Source organism: Kurthia huakuii LAM0618 (genome assembly GCF_000505545.1).
GTDB lineage: Bacteria > Bacillota > Bacilli > Bacillales_A > Planococcaceae > Kurthia > Kurthia huakuii.
Window position 1 is genome coordinate 86,141 of the sequence record NZ_AYTB01000015.1, and the last position, 23,530, is coordinate 109,670.

Below are 23,530 nucleotides of genomic sequence, written 5' to 3' on the forward strand. Positions count from 1 at the left end.
TCGGGGTTTTCCTATGTCGCCTGAATAATCATCATACACATATCATCAGGCTGATTTTCTTGTTGTTCACGCGGAATAACATAATCAAGTAGCGGTTTATCGAGTGATAACGTTTGCGCTGATAATTTATCCATACGTTTTTCTGCCTCAAATTCATCTGGATGCATCGCTTCAAGCACCCCATCAGTAAAGATGACAATTTGCGCCGATGTGTCATACGAAACCGTTTTTGATTTCACTTGAATGTCATCAAAGAAACCAATTGCACACGCATTGTTATCTAAATGTAGTAATTCATTTTCGTTTAGCCACGCATAACCATGTGGATGACCAGCATTCACATATTCAATCGTTTTTTCCTTCGTATCTACTAACATATAAATTCCTGTAAAATAATATGGAATTTTTTCTTTATCGGTATGCAGTAACGACATATAACGATTTAACTCAACCATGACCTCCGCTGGACTCACGCGTTTTTTGACGCTATCGCGCAGCGCTGACGAAATAAACATACAGACAAGCGATGCGGAAATCCCATGCCCCATCATATCAAATAACATAATAGCGTAGCGGTCTTCATCAACTTGTTCCCAGTAATACATATCACCAGCCAAGTTAAATGATGGTTTATAGGCGACTTGTACGGCAAGATGGTCATGCGTAAACGGTTCGCTCAATAAACTACGCTGTACATGTGCTGCTAAATTTAATTCATTTTCAATTTTTTCATCGTGCGTCATATGCCAATCCAACTCGCGTTTTAATCGCAGCGCCACATCCATGCGTGCGAGTAACTCGGTTTTATTAATCGGCTTCGTAATGTAATCGTTACCACCTGCGCCAAGTGCTTCTGACAATTTTTTCTTATCATCGAGCGCCGTCGTAAACAAGATTTGGATATTTTTATAACGTTCATCCGCACGAATTGTACGACAAGCTTCAATACCATCGATTTCTGGCATCATAATGTCTAATAAAATTAAATCCACCGCATCTGGTTTATGCGTAGGTATCGTAACTTTCAAATAATCATACAATGCTTGTGCCGACGTTAGAGATACGCAATCATCATACCCTGCACTTTTTAAAATTTTCTCCATGACAAATAAATTAACTTTATTGTCATCTACTAGAAGAATGGTCATCGTATCCCTCCCTTTATTCTCTTTTAGTATAACAAATTCAAACCATGTAATTCGTCATCCAATACACCTAGTTCTTAAGCCTTTACGATGCTATTGGCTACTCGAACTATACCATTGGCAACATTTTTTCAAGTATATCATTAATTTTTTTAATTCATATCTTTTTACAAGGTTTTCAGCAAATATCTGTTCAATTTCCAAATATATTGTATTTTCAGAAAAATATATGCTATAGTAATAAACAATTACATAACGTGTTACGAACCGGTGCATGTGAAAACATGCTTAAAAGGGAAGTATGGTGAAAATCCATCGCTGTCCCGCAACTGTAATTCGGAGCGCTTAAAAAATAGCCACTGTGGAAATGGGAAGGCTTTAAGCGCGTTGATGATAAGCCAGGAGACCTGCCTGTTTCGAGTACACACCAAAGGCTCACGTGGAGATGAGCGGTGTTCTGTGCGATTGGTCAGTCAGAGGATGTGACCTTTTAACGATGCATAGATTCTTCCGCTATTTCTTAATTGAAATAGCTTTTTTATTTGGAGTTATGTAATACACCAAAGGAGGAATAACAATGATTACAACAACAGCAATTGGTTACCCGTATATCGGCGAAAATCGCGAATGGAAACGCCTTCTAGAGCGCTTTTGGAAACAAGAAATCGATGAACAAACAGTGCAAGCTGAATGGAAAAATTTACGCATCACGCACTTGAAAAAGCAACAAGCACTCGGCTTAACCCAAGTAACAACGGGCGACTTTACAATGTATGACCGCATGTTAGATATGGCATTTCTTTTCAATTTAATTCCATCACGCTATCGCACGTTAGAAGAGGTGCCCACGCTGACAACATATTACGCAATGGCTCGTGGTACAAGTGATACGGTAGCTTCAGAAATGACAAAGTGGTTCAATACAAACTATCACTATATCGTTCCTGAATATGAAGGTGCCACATTGTCGTTAAATCACAACTATTATGTCGATTGGTTTTTAGAAGCGAAAGACGCCGTCGATGTAGACGTTAAACCAACATTAATTGGACCAGTAACGTTTTCAAAATTAACGAAAGGTTACAATGATAAAGAGCTCGCGCATTATTTATTAGAGCTACTGCCGCTTTACACGCAAGTCCTACAACAGCTCGTTGATGCAGGTGCTGAGTGGATTCAACTAGAAGAACCGATTTTTACAACGGCACTTTCAGAAAGTGATGCCCGCCTAGCCGAAGTGATTTATACACAACTGGCAGAAGCCGTGCCGCAAGCAAAAATCATGCTGACAACGTATTTCGAAGCATTAACGCATTTTGAGCGCATCACAAACTTACCCGTAGCAGGTATCGGACTAGATCTTGTACATGGCAAAAAAGAAAATTTAGCATCGCTGCGTCAACATGGCTTCCCTGAAACGAAAACATTAGCACTTGGCGTTGTCAACGGCCGTGACATTTGGGCAAGCAATTTGCAAGAAGTGGCACAAGATGTCCAAGCTGTGCAAACGCTCGTATCACCTCAAAATATTTGGCTACAACCGTCGTGTAGCTTGCAGCATTGCCCGGTAACTGTGTCCAATGAAACGACACTATTTGAGACGTTAAAAAATGCACTTGCATTTAGCGATGAAAAATTAACAGAGCTTGTCGAAGTGAGTGGTTATATCGCAACGGCTACATGGCCAAATCCAAGTGCAGTTTCGTCTAGTATGAAGCGTATTGAGGCATTGAAAAATCATTCGAGTCGCCAAAACGAGACAGTTTCTACCGCTCTCGCAAAACTCGATGAACATGATTTCAAGCGCGCGATGCCATTTACAGAACGACTTCCGTTACAACAGGAAGCATTGAAGTTACCGCTATTTCCGACAACAACGATTGGTAGCTTCCCGCAATCAAAAGAAGTGCGCTCGTGGCGTGCAGCATGGCGCCGAGGAGAGTTAGATGATGTAGCATACGAAGCAAAACTTAAGGATGAAACACGTCGCTGGATTACGATTCAAGAGGATATTGGTTTAGATGTATTCGTGCATGGGGAGTTTGAGCGTACCGATATGGTCGAATATTTCGGCGAAAAACTAGCTGGTTTTGCATTCACAACATTTGCTTGGGTCGTTTCATACGGCTCACGCTGCGTTAAGCCGCCAATCATTTATGGCGATGTAGACTGGTTAGCGCCAATGACCGTTAAAGAAACCGTCTTTGCCCAGCAACATACCGATAAATGGATGAAAGGTATGCTGACGGGTCCGGTAACGATTTTAAATTGGTCATTCGTCCGTAATGACATCACACGTGATATCGTTGCAGCTCAAATTTCCCTCGCTTTGCGTAAAGAAATCGACGCGCTTGAACAGGCTGGCATTCGCATTATCCAAGTCGATGAACCAGCACTACGCGAAGGCTTACCACTGCGCAAAGAAAATTGGCAAACATATTTAACATGGGCGATTGACGCATTTAAACTAGCCACATCACGCGTCGATCATACGACACAAATCCATACGCATATGTGCTACTGTGAATTTAACGATTTTATTGCACCAATTACCGCACTTGATGCTGACGTGATTTCACTTGAAACATCGCGCAGTCATGGTGAGCTCATTCATTCACTGAAAGAAAATCCATATCCATATGGTGTAGGGCTTGGCGTCTATGATATTCATAGCCCCCGCGTACCAGCAGTCGATGAAATGGCGACGATTTTAGACGACAGTTTAGCAGTTATTCCAACGCAGCATTTTTGGGTCAATCCAGATTGTGGCTTAAAAACGCGTCAAGAACCTGAAACAATTGCGTCGCTAAAACATATGGTTGAAGCGGCCACAGCATTGCGTCAAAAAGCGTACCAGCATCATTTATCATAAATCCATGAAAAAGGCGAACCTAGCAGAAAACTTCACGTTGAAGATTCTGTATAGTTCGCTTTTTGCTGTTCCATAGGTAGAACAATCTTTTCTCAACTACTAGATTTTACTTACTAAGGAGTTTGATACAACTTCTAACTCCGTTACTTGTTGCATTAACGCTTGAAACTGCGCTGTTAAAATGCCTAATTCCGTCGTCGTATTTTTCATTTTAGTATCAATTTCTGCCGTTCCAAGTGCATGTTGATCTAATGTTGTCATAATATAGTTGATAATTTCATTGGCATCTTTAACAGAATGGTCTACATCGTTCGATCATTTTCTTACTTCCGTCGCAACGACATTAAAGCCCTTCCCATAAGGACCTGCATGTGCTGCTTCAATCGCTGCGTTTAATGCTAACAAATTTGTTTGACTCGCAATTTTTTTAATCGTTTTCGTCACATTCGATACTTCTTGTGCATTCACAATTAATTGCTTTATACTTTGAAAATTATCATTTACTTCAGACTCTAAATCCTTCATTACTTGCAACATCACATTTATACCGTCCGTCCCTTCTGTATAATTACGATACAAATAAGAAACAATATGTTGTAACTTTTGCTCAATATTTTCAAGATGCTGCTGCTTTTTTGTTACATCTGTCGCAAATTTCAACACGCCCACTACGTGTGAATCTTCTATAATCGGCATATACGTGGCATCAATCCAGACGATATCACCTAATTTATTTTTCCTTTTTACAATCCCTTTAAAACATTGACCACGCAACAATGAATTCCAAAATTTTTCATATTCTAAAGATTGTACATCTTCACTAAAACATAAATTTTTATGCTTTACATGATGTAATGCTCCTTGTTCATATTTCATGACACGGCAGAAAATATCGTTCGCAAATACAATATTTTTCGACGTATCAAATTGAATGACAGCCAAATTAGAAAAAATCGTTTGGATTAATGTCGTTGAATTCATTTCTAATACATTATTCATTGCTACACCCCTTTAATCATCTATTTATACGTTAGGCATAGTGTAAATTAGATAGATAAAAAATGCAAAAAATAACATTATTACCAATAAAAATATAATAATATTAAAAAACGGATGATTAAGTTTGTTTTTTACTAAAAAAAATGAAAAAAGTTGCTGAAGGATGAGTTTCAAATTCTTTTTTTAAGCGATACATTTTTAAATCATTATTTTTGTCATAGAAAAATCGCTCTATTTTTCACAATCATTTAAAATTTCTTCTAAAAAAGAGGCTGGGACAACACAGTTCATGTTCCTTTTTTAGCGTTCGCCACAAAAAACCGGAACCGCGCCACAGCGCAATTCCGGTTTTTCTTATGCTCATCTGAGAGGATGTTGTTACACGTATGTCCCAGCCTCTTTCAACTATTTAAATAAAACGCGTTAATTGTTCAGCCGGAATACGTGAAGAACCATATGCTGGAGTAGCCGCTTCCCCAATTGAAATTAATACGACAGGGAATTCATTTTCAGGTAACTTAAAGTGTTCAGCAAATTGCTGTTTATTGAAGCCACCCATTGGCACTGTATCATAACCCATATCTTTTGCTAGTAACATAATTTGCATTGAAATTAAACCCGCGTCAAATTGAATAACACCTTTTAACGCTTCATCTGTTAATCCCGCATATAAGTTCAATGAGTTTTGAATCATATTATCAGCAATTTCACGCGACATAAACCCTTGTTCTACATTCGCATCGTAAATCGCTTGAGCGTTTTCATACATTTTCATATCACCTAAAATGGCAATTGTCGCAGAAGATTTTACAATTTGTTCTTGATTAAAAGCAATTGGTAGTAGTTCTTTTTTTGCCTCTTCATCTTGAATGACAAGGAAACGCCAAGGTTGCATATTGCTTGATGATGGCGCTGTTGTAGCTAATTGTAATAATTCCATTAATTTTTCTTGTGGAATAGTCACGCCTTCTTTATATTTACGAACCGATTTACGGTCCTCCATAATTTGTTGCGTTGCTGTTTGTGTAGAAATCATTGTATTCGTCCTTCTTTCATTGTAGTTACATTGTCATTAAGTCGCGCGATAAAATTTTGCAGCTGTGCAAAATCCTCTGCAGAAAACCCACGATAGAGTTCGTCAAAAAATTGTGTACGATTACACGAACAGCCACTTAGCTGTTGCCTACCTGCCATACTTAGCTGCACAAATACCTCGCGATTATTGTGCGCATTCCGTTGGCGCTCAACAAAGCCTTCTTGCTCTAAAATTTTTAAATGTCGCGTAATCGCTGCCTGGTCAATTTTCAACACATCACGCAAATCGCTTTGTACCATTTTGCCGTGATGGTAGAGTTGCTGTAACATTTCATAGCGTGTTAAGCTCATATTCGTTGATTTCTCAAAGCATTGCGTCACCTGACGATCAATGCTCTTTAATGCCATTAATAATTGCTTCATCTCTTCCTGACTCATGGTAAAACCCCTTCGTTGATTTATCAATCGTTGACTAGTCAATTATATAAAAATCATAATGTTTTTCAATGATTTTATACGCGTTACAAAAAAACAATACTATCAGTCTATTTTAAACCCTAAAATTAACAGAAAAAAGACCGCATTCATTGAGGAATGCGGTCTTAATAATACTTAGCGATATTTATCCATCGCATCAAGCAGCGCAATTTCTACAAATTCAGCGAGCTTAATGCCTTTTTCTTCAGCAAACTCCTTAGCTTGTTGCGCCATTCCTTGATCAATATAAAATGTTTTACTCTTACGTTCTTCAGATGCTAGTGCCGCGGCTGCTTCCTTAATGTCGGTGGCAAGTGTCTGCTGTAATTTTTGCGTTGAATCAATCGTTACTAATTCTTTTAATTTTGTGATTTCCTCATCAGTAAATGGATGGAATGGCTTAACTTGCACCCATTTTTCTGCATGTTTATCGTAAATAAAACCTCGCGACGCCAAATGAGCAACAATTTCTTTCGCCTTCATATCAATTTTTTCATCTTTTAATACTTTTTTAATTTCTTTCGCTGATTTTCCGGCTAATGCTTCTTTCACAATCAATTGATTTTGATGCACGTTCATCCCCTCCTTATTCATTATAGTTCCACGAAAATAATTTTTTTACACTTTGAAATATTGCCGATTATACTATCCCTACTCTTACATGTTCACTATTTTCGCTCTGCATCAATAATTTCCTGACATACGGGGATTGCCTGACGTGCCGCCAAATCAAACATCACACTAACAATCATTGCTTCAGCAATCGTGATTTGTGCTTCATTGACGATTTCTTGATGCAGCGTAAAACTTTTTGTTCCAATATGTGCTAATGTCGTATGAATAATTAATTTATCGCCTAGACGTGCCTCTTTTTTAAAGTCCGTTTCTAAATGGACGACGACCGTTCCAATACGGTCCTCTTCAATAAGCTTTTTTACCGGCATGCCAATCCCGTTGTACCACGTATGGCGTGCCTGTTCTAAATAGTAAATATATTGAACGTGATTCATATGCCCATTGACATCTGTATCTGGTTCTAATACTTCTAATTTCATCTCAACTCGCATGACCATTGCCCCTTTTTAGTATTTTGTCCCTAATTCCTTTACCATCAATCATTCAAATGTGCAGCATAATAATTAATAGCGCGGCTAAAAGCTTGTACTTCATTATCATGAGATGCTTTCACATAATTTTTCAGCAACAACGCCGTTGCTTTTTCATGCTCTGCTAAATTGTAATACACCATAGCTAAAAATGGTGGCAATGCTAAATTATCTGGAAAGCGTTCATACCCTTTCTCCAACAATTTGCGCGCCTCGTCATAGCGATGGAGCACGCGATATGTACTCCCTAAACCAATATACGCATCTACTTCATCATAGCCAAGTACAATCGCTTTTTCATAATACGGCACAGCTTGTTGCTCATGTCCTAAAACATCATGACTCGCAGCCACATAGTAATGGGCATTTGCATCTTGTGGATTCGCTATTACTAATTGCTCAAATTGCTTCAGTGCTTCTTCATGCTTTCCTGCCTTTCGTAAACGCATTGCTAATTCCCACATACTTAATTCCTCCAATACTTTTAATGTTCTTATTCCCTTATTTAGTTCAATTTAAATGCTTGTCATTTAAAATAATTTTCTAGTGTGCTTTCCACCTAACCATACTTTTATACTTGTTATATGTTTTATTTTTCAAAATTAAAAACTAAAAAAGATATTTTTACCTACATAAATTTTCAGAATTAACAGAAAATTAATATTATAATAACAATAAGTCAATAGTACCCTGTTTATATTTAGTCCACTCAGTAAGAAATTCCATCTAGTTTTTATCTTTTTTTAGAGGGTAAAGATAAACACGAATTCATTTTTAGCACACAACACGGCATATAATTCTTATACCTATAAGAGAATTATATTTTCGAACCTTAATTGGAGGGTTAATTGTGGAATTATCTGTTTTTTATATATATTTTACTATTTTCTTACTTCCTGCAATTTTATTAATCAGTTGTACGACCATTCTTTTAACACGGTCGCATACTATTAAAGCTGCAAAACTTATGGCCTATGCTTTTAACAGTTACGCCATTGCATTAATTGGTGAATTTGTCCGTCATTTAATGCCTATTACTCAAGGTTGGTGGCTAACTGAATTTATCGTTGCACCGTTTATTTTACTCGGTGCCATCCTAACATTGCATACTATATATATCGTGATAACAAATGATACAATCATTTCATTTCGATTTGCGCCATATATTTTTTATATGCCTCTGATCTTTATGCTGACAATTATCCCATTTATTAGTATTCAGTCAGTCGATTTTTATGAATCTATCATTTGGTATTATCGTGACATGCCGTTATATACACTATTATTCTTTCTATCATTTGGTGCGATTTTATTAGCGACATTTCCTGTTTTAATTGCTGGCTACAACCGTTGCCGCAAAAGTAGCATTTTTCCGCTTATTCGTTTCTTATTGCTCAGTCAATTGTTTATTTTCACACTATACATTGTCTGTATTTTTACATTTAAATATATTCCATACCCACCTATGTGGCCGCTTTATTTAGGCGTTTTGACAACAATTACACTATTTGTCGGTATACTGCGTTTCAATTTAACACCAAGCCTTGCAAAGCGCTACTATACGATGATGAAATTAACACCATACGCAATTATACTACTTGATGAGAAACAACGTATCTTTGATTTCAATGATGCTGCAACAACATGGGCTCCATTTGAAATTGGCATGGATGCAAAAGATGCGTTTATTCTAAAAGAAAATGTTTTGCGCTTCCAAGCGTTTATGGACCGTCTAATCAAAGAAAATTCATTGCAATCGCAACTATTAACAATCAAAAATGCCAACAATGGCTCAACAACATACCTTTCGTGCAACGCTTCTGTCATTTATTTAAATGGGGATCCGTTTTATTATTTAGTATGGTATGACCAAACAAACGAAGTTGAGCGTCAGCGAAAAATTCGTGACATGGCATATATCGATACACTTACAAATCTATCTAACCGTACCTATTTTAACTCGTATATTATTAGCAAAAATATGCCTGGCACGTTAATTTTGTGTGACTTAAATCACTTTAAACATATCAATGACACGTATGGACACCAAGTTGGCGATAAACTGCTACAACTTTTCGCCTCGTTTTTTAAAGAACATGTAAAATCCCCTCATTTAAGCGCTCGATTAGGCGGTGATGAATTCGCCATTTACTTACACAATTGTACATCCGTTGATATCGTAGAGTCATTGTTGCATACGTTGCGCTTGCAATGCCAAACAACGCCACTTAAATTACCAGAGGGTGACGATATTTTTATTAGCGCTAGCTTTGGCTACGCGATTTCAACAGAGCCGCTCAATCATTTAGAGCATGTCTTGCATGAAGCAGATTTAAATATGTATAAAGAAAAAAAGCACGTAAATAACGCTTGAAAAAGGGGGCGTTCTTTTGACATATGATGCAACCACTCTCTTACTATACTGCTGCGTATTTTTAATCCCAGTAGTTATTTTGATTTGCTCAAGTTTATTCATCCTAACACGTGGGCTACACAGTTTTGCAAATTGGTTAATTACGTTTATTTCATGTTGTTATATTTCAACATTTTTAGCCATATTTATTGCCCATCTATATCCTACACTGAGCCCTTATTTAACAAATTATGTGCACGCACCTGCGGGTATCTTATCACTCGGCGCTTTAATTCATCTTGCGTATTGGCTCATTCGAAATTTGCGGCAAATACACATTCCATTAGCACCGTACATTTTTTATGTACCCGCACTCGCTGTTTTTATCGGCGCTTTTTTCGCTGATTTACCATTTGCGCAATTTCATAAAAATAACATTTGGATTCACACTTCAACAACCACATTTTTAACAGATGTTTATAACTTATCGGGCATTTTATTAGTAAGCTTATTATGTTTTGTCATATACATCGCTCTGAAAATTAGACGCGGCATTCAAAAAAAAATGTTCTATTATTTTTCAACGGTGCTCGTTATTAGTATCAGTGCTTTTTATATCGTCGAATGGTTACTACCTGACAATTTGTTTTTCCCATTTTTTTCAATGTACATTCAAGTCAGTTGTATTTTAGCGATTGGTGCAGGTATGGTGCACCTAGAACTCTCACCGAGCATTGCAAATCGCTACCGTGAACTGATTGCCTTATCGCCGATTGGCATCGTTATTTTAGACCATGAATTTCGTATTGTAGACATCAATGACAACGCACGTAAACCAATCGTACAATATGGCGTTGAAAATGTGATTCATGCACTCTTTTTCAACGATTCCTCATTAGAAAAGAATGGCTCCGTTTATGATTTATTAACAAAGCAGCGCATTTTAACAAATCACGTCATGCGCATGAAAGATTCACTGTCTGATAATGTTTATTTTTTATCTATAAATGCCTCTATTTTAGAAGAAGAACATCAGCTTTTCTACTACTTATCATTTTTTGATATGACCGAAGAAATGATACACCAACAGCAGCTGCAGCAATTAGCATTTGAAGATCAGTTAACAAAACTACCTAATCGTGCTTACTTCATTCCAAAAGTGACACAATTAGTAACTGACTTACAACAAGGTACACTTATTTTAATCGATTTAAATTCTTTCAAACAAATTAATGACACGTACGGGCATAAAATTGGTGATTATGTGTTACAGCATACCGCACAAATTTTACGCAATGAAATCCAATCTAACGATGAAATGGCACGACTCGGTGGCGACGAATTTGTCATTTATTTACCCAATAGTGACGAAGCACATGCCATGCGTTTTGTTGATTCATTACGTGAACGTTTTGTCTCAACACCATTCATCTATGAGCAACTATCACTCATTATTTCACCAAGCATTGGCTACTCGATTATTCATGCTACAATATCCACGCATTTCGAATACTACTATCAACTCGCAGATGATGCGATGTATCTCGACAAACAACGCATTAAAAAAGCACGCGAGTTATAACATAAACAAGCAGGAAGCACCATTCCTGCTTGTTTTTGCGTCTTAAAATTCCTCATATTCGCGCGGGTCCTGATGATCAATGCGACCATTATCTTGTGTCAACGCATTAATTAAGCGCATATCCTCATCGGACAATTCGAAATCAAAAATCGCCAAATTTTCCAGTTGATGTTCATCAGAAGAAGCTTTTGGAATCGCAATAACGCCAAGTTGATAATGCCAACGCAAAATAATTTGTCCGACCGTTTTTTCTTTTTCAGCTGCAATAGCTTGTAACGTTTCATCATAGATTACCGTACGTCCACGACTTAGCGGGCTCCAAGCTTCCGTTACAATCGACTTTGATGCATCAAAGTCACGCTGTTGTTGTTGCGAAAAGTAAGGATGTAATTCAATTTGATTCACAACAGGTAACACACCGGTTTCTTCTTCAAGACGATTAAGATGTTCCGGCATGAAATTACAAACGCCAATTGAACGCACTAACCCTCTTTTTTGTGCGTCGATTAATACTTGCCATGCTTGCACATACAAATCTTGCGTTGGATTTGGCCAATGTAGTAAATACAAATCTAAATAATCCAATCCCATACGGTAAAGTGATTCCTCAATCATTTCAAAGGCAACAGCCTGATTTTCATAATACTTTGCACGCAATTTTGATGTCACAAACAATTCTTCACGCGGAATACCTGAACGACGAATACCTTCACCTACCGCTCCTTCATTATCATAACGAATCGCCGTATCAATTAAACGATACCCATGTTGAATGGCTTGTGCGACGTAATTCGCACAAACCTCACCTTTCATGAACACAGTTCCAAAACCAATGGCCGGAATATTATAGCCATCTGCTAATTTTTTTGTTGGTATCATTGTATCACCTTCCTATAGTTACTGTTACCACGTCAATGGCTGCTTAAACAATTAATATAAGAATCTCAACGCATTGAACTTTATCAAGCATCTCTACGCTGCGCGGAAGTTTGTGAGCTCATGGTAGCAGCATTAACATAAAAAAAGAACCGCATCACTGCGATTCTTGCATCTTAATAAATTTTAACAAATTCACTAACAGGTCGTCGGTAGCCGCGCATACGAGGATGTGCGGTTTTTTCTTTACCAAGTGCAATCATAAAAATAACTTGCTCATTGTCTGGTAAATTCAGCGCCGCACGTACCAACTTATCATCATAACTAACTGGACACGTATCCCAACCTTGATTTTTAGCGGCTAACATAAATTGCATTGCTGATAACGAGCCATTGCGTACCGCATCAAAATATTGGAAATCCTCGCCTTGCCCTTCGTAATACGTTGCTGTCATTTGAACTTCATCAGCTACTTCGCTCTCAGACATAATGCCAAACTGTACCGCGCCCGCATGAAGTATCGCGGTATCTTCGTAAGCTTTCGTATTTGTTGTCACAACAATTACCGCTGAACATACCCCTACTTTATACTGCCCACCACTCGCAATTTTCATACGTTCTTGTAATTTTGCATCATTCATCACTACTTTGTAACCAACTGGTTGTAAGTTAAATGCAGACGGTGTTAGTTTTGTATCATCAAAAATAACCTTTAATTCTGCTTCAGAAATACGCACCTCTGCATCAAAATTATTAGCTGAACGACGCGCCTTCACTAAATCTGTAAATTCCATATCCATACTCCTATTCACTCTCAATTGTTAAATCGTCTAGGTATTATTAAATCTATATCACTAAAAAAACAGTTCTATATATGTGCTTTGTCATCTAAATCGTATAAATAATTGGCTTTTTTTGATAAATTGTTATTATTACCCTCCTATTTTCTCGTTCCTTAATTACTTTTCGTAACTTACTGTAAGATAGAAACCACTATAAGTCAATATAAAAGCCTAGAATCAGGATATTCTAGGCTTACGTCATATAATAGGTGCTTAATTTTTTCATAGGAGTGTCGCTAATGAAAATTATCATACTGAAGCAGTTGTTGCATACTATCGCGCCCTCCTCTCTTTTCATTCGTTGCTACACTATATTTTAAGAGAAAAAGGTTGAAAAACAGTTAAATAATCAAATTTATCTGAAAAAAAATTCAATTACCTTATTAAAATAGATCTTTAGAATTTCATCACTACGATGAACGCTCTTGCTCTAGTGGTAGAGTAAAGCGGAAGCAGGTGCCGACATTTTCTGAACTTGTCACATCAATGTTGCCACGATGTTCTTCGATAATTTTTTTACAAATCGCCAATCCAATACCATGTGAATCACGATGGTGACTATTACTTGCACGGTAATTACTTTGGAAAATATACGGCAAATCCTTCGCTGGAATGCCGATACCACTATCTTCAATCTCGCCAACTAAAACATCTTCTTCGATACTCATTTTGAATGTAATGTGACCGTTGTCCGTATATTTAATGGCGTTTGTCATTAAATTGATAAAAGCTTGCTCAATTCGTTTAATATCAACTACTACATAACGATCATCTGACACAGTGCTCGTCGTAGCATACTGCAGACCAGCTTGTGCCACATCATCTGCATAGCTATAACATAGTGCGTCATACAATTGCTGTGTAGATAATTGTGTATAATGAAAATCTAGCCGCCCAGCCTCTAGTTTAGCTAAATCAAATAAATCACGAATCAACTCATTTAAACCGAGTAACCGTTCCTTACTACGTTGTAAATAATTTTTTTGCTGCTGCTCATCATTCGCAACACCATCTAAAATCGCTTCAATATAACCAAGTGTTGACGTAATCGGTGAACGCAATTCATGCGAGACACTTTGCAATAGCTGTTTGCGCTCTTGCTCACTCATTTCAAGGCGTTCCATTGCTACTTGCAAATCTAAATTCCGCGCTTCAAGCTCCTGTGTACGATGATTAACACGTTCTTCTAACTCGTTATAGACTTCCGCATTTTCAACAGCAATTAATAACTGCAACGCAATTTGGCGTAAAATATCCATATCGACTACTTGGAATACATGCTCTACATAACAATTTTCTAAATATAAGAAAGCGGTCGTTTTCCCTTTATATTGAATCGCCATACAAATTAATGTTTTTGCTTGTTTATCATATAAACGAATTTTTTCATCCGTACTTTCACGCAATATTAACGTTTGCTCTAGCTGGTCTGCTTCATAAATCATGACAAGTTGCGCTGCTGATAACGGTATCGTCGTCATATCTAATTTCATCAGTTCTTGGTCACGTTTCATTGAAGCGGTAATACACCATGCTCCATCACGATGCTTAATAAAATGAGCAGCCGTTGCGTTCGCTTGTTTCATTAAAATTGTTAGTAATCGTTCATAAATTTCTTCGATCGTTGTTTCTTGCGCCAAAGATTGCGTTGCTTCAAATAGGGCGAGTGTATCAATAGGCGTAGTCGACGGTGCAAGTTCTTGCGGAAAAATATAGTGCATATACGCTTCGACAAGTCGTTCAGCGATGACAGGAGCTCCCCATAATCTTATTTTTTTTATACTTTGTGCAATATAACGCTGCGTTTTTTTCTCTTCATGACGCTTACGATAAAAACGTGCGGCACGTTCATAAATAATGGCCTCATGATGCAAATAATGATAGATTTTCGACAATTGAATGGCGCGGTCATAATGTAACATCGCTTCATCATACAATCTTTTGCGCTGCTCATTTTCCGCTACTAAGAGCATATATAAATGCTCATATTGATGCGGTGCTTTCTCACTCCATAATTTAAATTTATATAAACTTTCTTTAATTTCTCGCAATACTTTCATTAAAATTTTGCGTGGTAAAATTTCCTCTTGTAATCGATCAAATTGATGTAATGCTCTGAAAAAGTAATAGTAAGGCGCAATTGGCAATGAAATAATATCATGCTGCTGACGCTCTAATTCCTTCACTAGTGCTTGCTGTTCATGGCGATCATTAAAAAAATACGCCATCTGCATACGCAAAACATAATGCATTACTTTAATCATCACTTCATTTTCAAGTGTAATCGCTCTATCGTAATTGCGTGGTACGTCATCGCGTTGCATCGCCTCAATCCAATGATTCAACTCTGCCAAAAAATCGTCCGCTAACGGATTGGTATGCTTTCCGTACAATTGCTGTTGCAGCAAAATTTCCTGTTGTACGTCATGCAAAGCATCTCCTGCTAAAAAGCGTGTATTGCATAAAAAACATGAATGCGCGGTCGTAATATAGTGCATTCCTAGCTCGTTCGTGCAAAGTTGTCCATCTCGCATCAGTTCAATAGACGCTAATAAATCTCGCTCCCAATGCTGCAAAAAAACACTATAAACAAAATAAACGCGTGCCTTAATATAAATATCTTCCGATTGATCTGCAAGCTCTTTTGCTAAATTCCCAAAGCGCATTGCTCCTTCAACGTCATCAAACCCCGAAATCAACATCAAAGCATAGTTACAATACACAATTGGTGTATGCGTTGACGCGCCATATTTTAATTGCAAACGCATCATGCGTAAAAACAACATTGCTGAAATATTCGCATGTGACGATAAGCGCCCGAATGCAATCATCACTTGCATTAAAACATCCATTTCTTCATTTTCAATAGGGGATAAATTTAATAAATCTTCATTCGTTTTATTATGTAGCTCCCATTTTAATTTTGCAAATTCCTTGACGATATCCCATTTTTTGATTGAACGTGGAATTTTCATATTGCATAATTCAAGCGCACTAAAGCCAATATCAAACAATTGATCCGATGAATCATGTTCTTGATACATAAGCGTCATTAAACAATACACACGCAACTTTTCAAGTTTTGTTTGCGTATGTGCCAACGCTTCAGCCATATAATAATTTGATGCTTCGACATTAGTTAATACACCTTCACATTCAGCTAAATCCATATAAATTTGCAAAGTTTCGATGCGCATGCGCTCCCAACAATCTACCGGTAATAGCGCAAGACTTTCTAGTAAATAATAGCGTGCATTTTGGACAAGTCCCGCTGACTTTGCCAATACCCCAAGTTGGTGGTTCCATAAAGCGAGCGCCTCATGCTCTGCTGCATTCAGGCGTTCCTTACAATAGTTTAATTGGCGTACAATTTCTTCTAATAATTCCACACCTTTATTTTCTTTTTGTAGTAACTTTCCAATTGAAAAATGAATCGTCATATGTTCCTCATCATTTAGCGAATTATAAACAGCTTGCTGTACACCATCATGAACAAATTGAAATAGTTGTTTTTCATCTGGCAATGCTCGTTGATGGCCAATACGCATGCGAATAAATCCATGTTCCATTAGCGTATGTAACTCACTCAGCAAATCGTAATAAGGCATGTCGAGTAACTTTAACAATAAATGAAATTCAAATGTTTGACCAAAACAAGAAGCCATTTGCAAAATGTATTTAGCTCTAGGCTCTAGTAAATCGATGCGATGCGTAATAAAGTCTGATAAACGCTCGCTTGCAACAAGTGTATTCACTTCTTTAAGATCATAATGCCAACTAGCAGTGCTAATATCATAGTATAAAGCTTTCGTTTGCAACAACGTCCGAAAAGCTTCCGCAATAAAATACGGATTCCCTTGCGTCATACGTGCTAAAAAATGCGCAATTTCAAATGAATTTTGACTCGCACCAAGCAGCGAGACAACCCATTCTTTCACAGCTGCCATATCAAGTAACGATAAGCGAATTGTGCTATAATTATCTACTTCTTTTTGCCACTGTATCCTATGAGTTTCACACAATTCATCATCGCGATGAGCAACAATAAATAATAAATAACCTTGCTCATGATGCGCATAAATTTTCTTAAATAAATCAATGACCATATCATCGGCCCATTGTAAATCATCAATAAAAAACACAATTGGCCGTTTTTCAATTGAAAATATCGATAATATTTTTTGCAAGGAGGCAAAAATATACGAATAAATTTGTTGTTTTGCTTGCTCGCGGTCATCAATTATTTTACTCGTTGGTTCTATAAACCACGACAATTCCGGAATCAATTGCAATAAGCTATCCATAATAATTAAATCTACATGCTTTATGCCCAGTTTAAATTGTTCGACTTCCGTTTCGCCAGCTAAATATACTTGTTTAAGTAATTCACGAAATGGTGCCACAATTGGTTCGAATGTATGTTGTTTTTTTAATGGATCGAATTTCCCTTCGACAAAATAACCTTTGACGTAAAAAACCTGTTCCATAATTGTTTTCGCCAGCGATGATTTTCCCATTCCTGATGCGCCAACTAAAAATACGATTTGACTCTCACCTAAAGCCGAACGCTGAAATGCGCGCTCAAGTAGCTGTTTTTCAGTATCACGTCCGTATAATTTCCCGTCAATTTTCGTATCAATACGATGTTCCATTTCTGCAAGCGTAAATGCTACATCATAATGGTCTTGTCCTAGTGCTTCCAAAACACGAATTAAATCATATTTTAAACTACTCGCTGTTTGGTAACGTTCGGCAGCATTTTTTGCTATTAACTTTTGAACAATCGATGCTAAAATTGGCATTCGGCTATGATGAATAATCACTTTACTGTCAACTTGCTTCGTTAAAATATCAAATATATAATCCCGTTCTGTTTCTGCCTCAAATAGCGGCATTCCAACAATCATTTCATACAATAATGCACCTAACGCATACAAATCAACGCGCTCATCACCATGCTGATCGTTACGTCCGGTTTGCTCTGGCGCCATATATACCCAGCTTTTCTCCATTGTCGGATGTATTAACGTTTGCGGTGCTAATAATTTTACGTCTAATGTTTGTGGATTAACAAAAATATGAGCAGGATTCAACAAGCCATATGTTTGACTATGATGATGTAGATTTTCGATGGCTACAGTTATCGCAATCGAAATTTGCAGTACTTGATTTAACGATAGTTTAGTTGATAATAATTGCTGCAATGATTGATCCGTAAAATCCTCATATAACAATAAAAACTGCCCATTAAATTCCAAAAAATCTATTGGGTGAAATAAAAACGGATGCAATTCACTGTTTTTTTGTACATACTGTAATGTTTCTTGCGCTTGCTGTCTTGTCATAACACCCGGCATAACATGGAGTAACATCATCGCCTTATGTGCGTCAATATATTTACGATGCAGTAAATGTGACATATATTCTGATTTTTTCACCATATTAGGTTCCTCTTTTTACGAAAGACTCTGATTTTATTCATTAAACTTATACCCAAACCCTCGAATCGTTTGAATCCAGCGCGGTTTCGTCGAAGAATCCCCAATTTTTCGACGCAATGTACTAACATGCACCGACAAAGTTTTCGGATCGACGACACCATCATAACCCCAAATTTTATTGAGTAGTTGCTCCGAACTTACAACGCGTGTGCGATTTTCAACTAAATAAAAGAGCAATTGCTTCTCTTTTGTAAATAAATTAATGCGCTCACCAGCACAATATACTTCTTTTTCATCCAAATGAATCGACAAATCATCAAATGTTAAAACATTACGTTGGTCCGGTACACGACGCTTCAAATGTGCCTGAATACGAGCAATAAGTTCTTTTGGAATAAATGGCTTTGTCATGTAGTCATCGGCACCTACTTCAAAACCCATCAATTTATAATCAATCATTTCATTTACCGTTAAAAACATTAAAATAGCATCCGTTTTAGTACGTATTTTTTTTGCTAACTCAAAGCCTGTGCCATCTGGCAAGTTCACATCTAATACAATAACGTCGGGTTTACTTTCCAAAATAATACGCTCACCATCTACTACTGTTGATGCTTTAAACAATTGAAATCCGGCATTTTCAATATAAATTGATAACACTTCTAAAATATCTAGATCATCCTCAATAACAACAATTCGTTCTTTCATCCTTTCACACTCCTTTTATACTAGTTTCTTAATCCTTTTATTTTACCATGTTTTCGTCATTATGATAAATTTTTACCACGAATTAACTATTTTTAACATCATTAAATTAGCACAAAAAAAGGAATTACGCTAAGTGAAGCGCAATTCCTTTTTTATAATGAATCAATTATTGTGCAGTTAAGCCGCCATCAATAACGAATTCTGAACCAGTTGAGTAGCTAGATTCATCAGAAGCTAAGTATAATACTAAGTTTGATACTTCTGCAGGTTCTGCTACGCGGCCGATTGGAATATGTTTAGAGAATTCTTCTACAGCTGCTTTTGTATCTTCTTGAACAACCATTGGTGTTGCGATAACGCCTGGGTGTACAGAGTTTACGCGAATGCCTTGACGAGATAATTCAAGAGCTGCTGCTTTTGTTAAACCACGTACTGCGAATTTTGTATCAGTGTAACCTGCAGCGCCACCTACTAAACCGTTTATAGATGAAATGTTGACGATTGAACCTTTACCGCCGTCGATCATTGTAGGAGCAACAGCTTTAATACCTAAGAATACAGATACTTGGTTGATTTCAACGATTTTGCGGTAATCAGCAAGTGACATTTCTAAAATAGATTTTGCCATTGTGATACCAGCGTTGTTTACTAATACATCAACTTTACCGAATGCTTCTACTGCTTTATCTACAACTGCTTTCCAATCTTCTTCGCTTGTAACATTTTGTTTCACGAAAATTGCATTGTCGCCAAGTTCAGCGGTAGTTTGTTGACCTTTTTCTTCGTTCAAGTCAGTTAAAACAACTTTTGCGCCTTCTTCAATGAATAATTTTGCGTGGGCCGCACCCATACCTTGTGCTGCGCCTGTGATAATTGCTACTTTGCCTTCTAAACGTGCCATAATAAATAGCCTCCTTATATGTGTGTAGATATTGACTACACTTGTAAGTTAACACCTTTCTTCATGACATGTCAACGAAAAACCCTCAATTACTTTAACATTAAAGAATACTTACTATTACTGACAATGTTTAAAGTTCAAGCAAATTATCAAGTAAAGCTTTTCACAACTTAAGTCAAGTTTTACGCTCGCATTTTCTAAAACTTTTGACTACCTTATCGATGTCATTTCCACAACTTTATCGCCACATCGCTATTGCTAAAAGAAAGAACCAATCGGCATTGTTTTATCGTTAGCATGAACGGTAATGGATTGATATGGATTTTTTTCGAAGGGAGCTTTGTTATGAATCAAACAGTTGAAAATACATTAATTACAGCTGCGGTGTTAGTTGCTGTCAATTTAGTAGGCATTCGTTATGTTCAAAAATATCAGCGCCGAAAATTATGGTCTGGACTCCTAACTGGTTTGTTTATCGCATTACTTGGTGTCACTGTTATGCAAAGTGTCATGCTCTACAAACAATTGGATGATCAATCGACCGTTCATATACCCGAAACCTTAACGAATGAACAATTTCTTGCAAAACTAACCTATACAGAACGCTTTGGCGATTCATTTACGATGCAAGTTGAAGATTTACAACAATTAGCAGCAACAAAACAATTTGATACATTGCAAGCCTCAAACGAAGAATTCGCTACGATGTTAGCCGAACGGATTCAATCACTCAATCTATTAATTGCCGATGAAAATTTAACGACACAGCAAACCAATTATTTAATACTTTATAAAAAAGGACTCACGCATTATGCAGACGCAACAAAACAATTTCAAAAGCTTATTCAAACACAAAACGCGACTGCCCTATCATCCGCATCAAAAAAACTAGCATCTGGGCTGACAACCATTGAGCGCGCACAAGTGATCATCAATTCAATGGCGTAGCAAATGGTTGGTTTATGCTTCGGTTAGTTCTTCCATTAGAATCGCTAAAAAATGCTGTGCCTTTGGAGAAAGTTCACGTTCTTTGCGATGAAGTAGCACCGGCTCAAAAATAATATGCAAATCATCAATCGGCATGATACGCATATTAAGTGTTGGTTGCACACCCATTAGCGGTACCCATATCTTTGTTCACAAGCGCCTGTACAAGACTACTATCATGGCATTCAATTTCAACATTTGGCTCCAGTCCTTGCTCATAAAAAACATTTAAAAGATTTTCATACATCCAACTAGCCTTCCATACGCCCTAATACAATGAGTGGTAATTTATCATTTTTTCGCAGAAGACCCCCTCCTCAACGCGTGGAGCGAGTAGGTCGGGGATGCATGCGGTGCTTAAAAGTAGAGATGGAACATTTGTTTGTGTTAAACTAGAAGGAGGTGTTCGCCATGCGCTACAAAGCATATCCATTTCGCCTCTATCCGAACAAAGACCAACAAGCGTTGATTCATCAAACGCACGGCCATTGTCGTTGTGTCTATCATCATTTCCTCGAATTGTGGCATACATATAAAGAAGACGGAAAAGGCTTAAATCGCCCCAGTATGTCTAAAATGCTGACCAAACTGAAAAAAAGATGACGCAGCCTAGTTACGCAACGTAGATAGTGTGCCTTACAAACCTCCTACGAACATTTGATCGATGCATTCGGACTTTTTTTAAGAAACAAAACCATTATCCGCGTTTTAAAAGTAAGAAAAACGCCGTCCAAAGCTATACGATTAAAAATACGAATGATAATATCACCATTGTCGGTAACAAAATCAAGTTACACAAACTAGGACGCGTGAAATTCAAACAAACACGTGCACTCGACGGACGGATGATGCGCGCAACGAAAACTTTCACGCCGCTACGAACAAGCGAAAAAAGACAACCGGGCTTTACGAGACTGTATGAATTACCAAAAACAACGCCGTAAAGTGGCGCGTTTGCGTGAAAAAGTCGCGTTTCAGCGAGAGGACTTCTTACACAAGTTGACGACGGCGTTCATTCGGCAGTACGATGTCATTTGCGTCGAAGATTTAAACACCAAAGGGATGTTGAAAAATCATCAATTAGCGAAATCGATTAGCGATGTGTCTTGGTCTTCATTCGTTCAAAAACTAACGTACAAAGCAAAATGGTATGGCCGAGAGCTCGTGAAAATCAATCGCTTTTTCCCATCGAGTCAGCTGTGTCATGTATGTGGGCACTGTGATGGCAAAAAACCCTTAGAAATCCGCGAGTGGGTCTGTCCATCCTGCCACACGACCCTCGACCGCGACATCAATGCGAGTCGCAACATCTTAGTCGAAGGATTACGTCTTTTTGAAACAACCCAACCGTAGGGACTACGGGGCTCGCCTACTAATAGAAGTGAAGCCGCTGTTTCGAGCAAGGAGGAACAAGCAGGCACTGTTCGTAGGAATCCCCCACTTCAAGTGCGTTCATCAGAACGGCTAAGTGGGGGTAGTTCAAACTATCGATTAGTACCATTTAAAATAGGAGGCTATTTTTTGAAACATTATGATCGAACGATTAAACAACTTGCGATTTATTTAATTGGGTTGTTTACATTAACACTTGGTATTAGTCTATCGATTTACGCGGGGCTCGGTGTCTCGCCCGTGTCCTCTCTCGCCTATGCATTCACACTAGCAACAGGCATTTCCGTTGGTTTGACGACCATCATCGCCAACGTCTTATTTATTGTTATTCAAATTATTATTACGCGCGAATGGAAGTGGCGTTCTTATACAGCACAATTTGTCATTACATTATTTTTTGGCTCTTTTACAGATTTTACACTTTGGCTCGTACAAGCATTCCTCCCAATGCCCGAAACACTCCCAGTACGCATTCTTTATTTAATCGCTAGCTTATTTGTCGTGGCGCTAGGTCTATTAGGCTACTTATCGGCACGCTTACCGATGATGCCATACGATGCATTAACATATGTCATTAGCGATCATTTCCATATGGCTTTTAGCAAAGCAAAAGTAACAAGCGATTTAATTAATGTCGCAATCGCTGGTATTGTTTGTTTAATAACGGTCCATCAATTAGGTTCTATCGGCATCGGCACATTGATTGCCGCGTTATTTATCGGCAAAATCCTCGGTGTATTCATCCGTAAATGGCAGCACCCACTCGTTACATGGATGATGTATTCAAAGTTTGAAAAACATGAGTAAAAAATTA

Annotated in this window: 19 protein-coding genes, 1 pseudogene and 1 riboswitch; of the genes and pseudogenes, 6 read left to right on the forward strand and 14 right to left on the reverse strand. The window is 37.7% G+C overall.

Going from position 1 to position 23,530, the window contains the following annotated elements; all coding sequences use genetic code 11:
• Window positions 1–11 precede the first annotated feature (11 nt).
• Window positions 12–1,148: a SpoIIE family protein phosphatase gene (locus V514_RS0112135; RefSeq protein ID WP_029500204.1), complete on the reverse strand. Its 1,137-nt coding sequence runs from the start codon at window positions 1,146–1,148 to the stop codon at window positions 12–14.
• Window positions 1,149–1,396: 248 nt separating this feature from the next.
• Window positions 1,397–1,574, forward strand: a riboswitch (cobalamin riboswitch).
• A 148-nt stretch (window positions 1,575–1,722) separates the two neighbouring features.
• Between V514_RS0112135 and metE the strand changes: the two genes are divergently transcribed.
• Window positions 1,723–4,017 carry a 5-methyltetrahydropteroyltriglutamate--homocysteine S-methyltransferase gene (gene metE / locus V514_RS0112140; RefSeq protein ID WP_051392470.1) on the forward strand — a complete coding sequence of 765 codons (2,295 nt, stop codon included), beginning with the start codon at window positions 1,723–1,725 and terminating at the stop codon, window positions 4,015–4,017.
• Window positions 4,018–4,116: 99 nt separating this feature from the next.
• On the opposite strand, the gene V514_RS20435 is transcribed toward metE, so the two are convergent.
• From V514_RS20435 to V514_RS19195, 7 genes are all read right to left on the reverse strand, one after another.
• On the reverse strand, window positions 4,117–4,278 hold the full coding sequence (locus V514_RS20435; protein WP_161630202.1) for a hypothetical protein: 162 nt from the start codon (window positions 4,276–4,278) through the stop codon (window positions 4,117–4,119).
• A 54-nt stretch (window positions 4,279–4,332) separates the two neighbouring features.
• Window positions 4,333–5,016 (reverse strand): methyl-accepting chemotaxis protein, encoded by a 684-nt coding sequence (locus V514_RS20850; protein ID WP_029500206.1) that lies wholly within the window; start codon window positions 5,014–5,016, stop codon window positions 4,333–4,335.
• A 409-nt stretch (window positions 5,017–5,425) separates the two neighbouring features.
• Window positions 5,426–6,052, reverse strand: a complete 627-nt coding sequence (locus V514_RS0112155) for a nitroreductase family protein (protein WP_029500207.1) — start codon at window positions 6,050–6,052, stop codon at window positions 5,426–5,428.
• Window positions 6,049–6,489, reverse strand: a complete 441-nt coding sequence (locus tag V514_RS0112160; RefSeq protein ID WP_029500208.1) for a MarR family winged helix-turn-helix transcriptional regulator — start codon at window positions 6,487–6,489, stop codon at window positions 6,049–6,051. Before V514_RS0112160 ends, V514_RS0112155 begins: the two co-directional genes overlap by 4 nt.
• Window positions 6,490–6,663: 174 nt before the next feature.
• Window positions 6,664–7,101, reverse strand: coding sequence for a hypothetical protein (locus tag V514_RS0112165; RefSeq protein WP_029500209.1), 438 nt, complete (start codon window positions 7,099–7,101; stop codon window positions 6,664–6,666).
• A gap of 95 nt (window positions 7,102–7,196) precedes the next feature.
• On the reverse strand, window positions 7,197–7,595 hold the full coding sequence (locus tag V514_RS0112170; RefSeq protein ID WP_029500210.1) for an acyl-CoA thioesterase: 399 nt from the start codon (window positions 7,593–7,595) through the stop codon (window positions 7,197–7,199).
• 44 nt (window positions 7,596–7,639) lie between these two features.
• Complete coding sequence (locus V514_RS19195; RefSeq protein WP_035944797.1) at window positions 7,640–8,098, reverse strand: tetratricopeptide repeat protein; 459 nt, start codon at window positions 8,096–8,098, stop codon at window positions 7,640–7,642.
• A gap of 386 nt (window positions 8,099–8,484) precedes the next feature.
• On the opposite strand from V514_RS19195, the gene V514_RS0112180 reads away from it, so the two are divergent.
• Complete coding sequence (locus V514_RS0112180) at window positions 8,485–10,008, forward strand: GGDEF domain-containing protein (protein ID WP_029500211.1); 1,524 nt, start codon at window positions 8,485–8,487, stop codon at window positions 10,006–10,008.
• A 232-nt stretch (window positions 10,009–10,240) separates the two neighbouring features.
• Window positions 10,241–11,569 (forward strand): diguanylate cyclase domain-containing protein, encoded by a 1,329-nt coding sequence (locus V514_RS0112185; protein ID WP_161630203.1) that lies wholly within the window; start codon window positions 10,241–10,243, stop codon window positions 11,567–11,569.
• Window positions 11,570–11,611: 42 nt separating this feature from the next.
• On the opposite strand, the gene V514_RS0112190 is transcribed toward V514_RS0112185, so the two are convergent.
• The 5 genes from V514_RS0112190 to V514_RS0112210 all read right to left on the reverse strand — a co-directional run bounded on the left by V514_RS0112190 (window position 11,612) and on the right by V514_RS0112210 (window position 20,337).
• A complete protein-coding gene (locus V514_RS0112190) occupies window positions 11,612–12,448 on the reverse strand; it encodes an aldo/keto reductase (RefSeq protein WP_029500213.1) in 837 nt (278 codons plus the stop codon).
• 173 nt (window positions 12,449–12,621) lie between these two features.
• Window positions 12,622–13,239: a nitroreductase family protein gene (locus V514_RS0112195; protein ID WP_029500214.1), complete on the reverse strand. Its 618-nt coding sequence runs from the start codon at window positions 13,237–13,239 to the stop codon at window positions 12,622–12,624.
• A gap of 458 nt (window positions 13,240–13,697) precedes the next feature.
• Window positions 13,698–18,728, reverse strand: a complete 5,031-nt coding sequence (locus tag V514_RS0112200; protein ID WP_029500215.1) for an AAA family ATPase — start codon at window positions 18,726–18,728, stop codon at window positions 13,698–13,700.
• Between the two features lie 33 nt (window positions 18,729–18,761).
• Window positions 18,762–19,436: a response regulator transcription factor gene (locus V514_RS0112205; protein ID WP_029500216.1), complete on the reverse strand. Its 675-nt coding sequence runs from the start codon at window positions 19,434–19,436 to the stop codon at window positions 18,762–18,764.
• Window positions 19,437–19,602: 166 nt separating this feature from the next.
• On the reverse strand, window positions 19,603–20,337 hold the full coding sequence (locus V514_RS0112210) for a glucose 1-dehydrogenase (RefSeq protein WP_029500217.1): 735 nt from the start codon (window positions 20,335–20,337) through the stop codon (window positions 19,603–19,605).
• 345 nt (window positions 20,338–20,682) lie between these two features.
• On the opposite strand from V514_RS0112210, the gene V514_RS0112215 reads away from it, so the two are divergent.
• Window positions 20,683–21,285: a hypothetical protein gene (locus tag V514_RS0112215; RefSeq protein WP_029500218.1), complete on the forward strand. Its 603-nt coding sequence runs from the start codon at window positions 20,683–20,685 to the stop codon at window positions 21,283–21,285.
• 12 nt (window positions 21,286–21,297) lie between these two features.
• On the opposite strand, the gene V514_RS20440 is transcribed toward V514_RS0112215, so the two are convergent.
• The gene (locus V514_RS20440; protein ID WP_161630204.1) at window positions 21,298–21,453 is read right to left on the reverse strand and encodes a hypothetical protein; all 156 of its coding nucleotides are present in this window, start codon (window positions 21,451–21,453) and stop codon (window positions 21,298–21,300) included.
• A 282-nt stretch (window positions 21,454–21,735) separates the two neighbouring features.
• Here V514_RS20440 and V514_RS20925 point away from each other — a divergent pair.
• Both V514_RS20925 and V514_RS0112230 read left to right on the forward strand, forming a co-directional pair.
• Window positions 21,736–22,677: pseudogene (locus V514_RS20925) on the forward strand (RNA-guided endonuclease TnpB family protein).
• A gap of 168 nt (window positions 22,678–22,845) precedes the next feature.
• Entirely contained in the window at window positions 22,846–23,523 is a 678-nt protein-coding gene (locus V514_RS0112230; RefSeq protein ID WP_029500219.1) for a YczE/YyaS/YitT family protein, read from the forward strand.
• Window positions 23,524–23,530 lie beyond the last annotated feature (7 nt).

What these genes read in the sequence shown, in the direction of transcription:
- V514_RS0112135 (WP_029500204.1), bottom strand. Translation starts at nt 1,148, where the DNA reads ATGACCATTCTTCTAGTAGATGACAATAAAGTTAATTTATTTGTCATG.
- metE (WP_051392470.1), top strand. Translation starts at nt 1,723, where the DNA reads ATGATTACAACAACAGCAATTGGTTACCCGTATATCGGCGAAAATCGC.
- V514_RS20435 (WP_161630202.1), bottom strand. Translation starts at nt 4,278, where the DNA reads ATGACAACATTAGATCAACATGCACTTGGAACGGCAGAAATTGATACT.
- V514_RS20850 (WP_029500206.1), bottom strand. Translation starts at nt 5,016, where the DNA reads ATGAATAATGTATTAGAAATGAATTCAACGACATTAATCCAAACGATT.
- V514_RS0112155 (WP_029500207.1), bottom strand. Translation starts at nt 6,052, where the DNA reads ATGATTTCTACACAAACAGCAACGCAACAAATTATGGAGGACCGTAAA.
- V514_RS0112160 (WP_029500208.1), bottom strand. Translation starts at nt 6,489, where the DNA reads ATGAGTCAGGAAGAGATGAAGCAATTATTAATGGCATTAAAGAGCATT.
- V514_RS0112170 (WP_029500210.1), bottom strand. Translation starts at nt 7,595, where the DNA reads ATGCGAGTTGAGATGAAATTAGAAGTATTAGAACCAGATACAGATGTC.
- V514_RS19195 (WP_035944797.1), bottom strand. Translation starts at nt 8,098, where the DNA reads ATGTGGGAATTAGCAATGCGTTTACGAAAGGCAGGAAAGCATGAAGAA.
- V514_RS0112190 (WP_029500213.1), bottom strand. Translation starts at nt 12,448, where the DNA reads ATGATACCAACAAAAAAATTAGCAGATGGCTATAATATTCCGGCCATT.
- V514_RS0112195 (WP_029500214.1), bottom strand. Translation starts at nt 13,239, where the DNA reads ATGGAATTTACAGATTTAGTGAAGGCGCGTCGTTCAGCTAATAATTTT.
- V514_RS0112200 (WP_029500215.1), bottom strand. Translation starts at nt 18,728, where the DNA reads ATGGTGAAAAAATCAGAATATATGTCACATTTACTGCATCGTAAATAT.
- V514_RS0112205 (WP_029500216.1), bottom strand. Translation starts at nt 19,436, where the DNA reads ATGAAAGAACGAATTGTTGTTATTGAGGATGATCTAGATATTTTAGAA.
- V514_RS0112210 (WP_029500217.1), bottom strand. Translation starts at nt 20,337, where the DNA reads ATGGCACGTTTAGAAGGCAAAGTAGCAATTATCACAGGCGCAGCACAA.
- V514_RS0112215 (WP_029500218.1), top strand. Translation starts at nt 20,683, where the DNA reads ATGAATCAAACAGTTGAAAATACATTAATTACAGCTGCGGTGTTAGTT.
- V514_RS20440 (WP_161630204.1), bottom strand. Translation starts at nt 21,453, where the DNA reads ATGGGTGTGCAACCAACACTTAATATGCGTATCATGCCGATTGATGAT.